Genomic DNA, 1,059 nt, shown 5'->3' on the forward strand with positions numbered 1-1,059 from the left:
GGGGCGTGGGGGGGGGGGGCCCCCACCCCACCCCTTCGCGCCGGGGGTGTGGCGCGGCGGCCCCGGCCGCGCCGCCCCCGCGGCGGCATCTTTCCGCCTTCATGATCGTTTGGCAGAAATCTGTCCGGTAGATGAACCGCCAGCGAACACTTCGATGAATATTGGCGGACGAGGTGGAGAATGCGAAAGCGCCCGGACGCGCTGTGGCCGAGTTCATAGTGAGCCGTGGCGGCGCACCCCGAACGGCAAGCCGGTGGCGACCTGCGCAACCCGACCTGTTCACGGCGTGTTCACCTTTGGTCGGTAGTCAGTTGCCAGAACATTTCGATCATGACCCAATTGCTGATGAGGGAACGCAGAACCTGATGACCGGACGTCACGCCAAGCCGACAGCAAGTATGTGGTCCACCGCGGTCGCGGTGCCGATCGCGACCGCGATCACCTCCGTCGGCGTGGCATCCGCGACTCCGGTGGACACGGTCCAGGCCACCGACGGCATCGTGCACACGGCTCCGGTCGCGCGCACGGTTCCGATCGCGGCCGCGGCACCGGTTGACATCGCCGCCGCACCCGCCTACACGGCGGTCGCCGCGCAGCCGCTGATCCCGGCCGCGTATGTGGCGCCGGCCGCGCCCATCGCCGAATCCGCTGCTCCCTCCGACGAAGAGCGGAAGATCCCGGCAATGCAGGACGGTGGACGGGCAGCCATCGACAGCGCGGCAGCCATCGGTGCCGGCGTCGGCACGGCCGCGGGCGCTGTCGGTGGTGCCTTGCTCGGCGTCGCCGCGGGCGCGGCGCTCGGCGGCGTGATCGGCGCCTCCCCAGCACTTACCGTCGTGGGCGCCCCGGCTACCGTCGCGACCATTCCCGCCGGCATCGTCATCGGCGGCGTTGTCGGTGGCGTGGTCGGCGGCGCCGCCGGCGCCACGGCAGGTGCTGCTGCCGGCGCGACCGCCGGTGCCGGAATCGGCGCAGCCGTGGGCTGGGCGTTCCCATCCAGTGTTCCCCGGGTGCTCTGAGCTACACCGCATACTCGCACGCACATCCAGCACACCGCTG

1 protein-coding gene is annotated in these 1,059 nt (G+C 70.9%); it reads left to right on the plus strand.

Annotation, left to right across the window (positions count from 1 at the left end; translation table 11 throughout):
- Positions 1-365 precede the first annotated feature (365 nt).
- Complete coding sequence (locus tag ACFWPJ_RS32000; protein ID WP_378857142.1) at positions 366-1,019, plus strand: hypothetical protein; 654 nt, start codon at positions 366-368, stop codon at positions 1,017-1,019.
- Positions 1,020-1,059 lie beyond the last annotated feature (40 nt).

The sequence above is a fragment of the Nocardia sp. NPDC058497 genome, from assembly GCF_042720195.1.
Lineage (GTDB): Bacteria > Actinomycetota > Actinomycetes > Mycobacteriales > Mycobacteriaceae > Nocardia.

Coding starts and splice junctions, on each gene's coding strand:
- ACFWPJ_RS32000 (WP_378857142.1), top strand. CDS start 366: ATGACCGGACGTCACGCCAAGCCGACAGCAAGTATGTGGTCCACCGCG.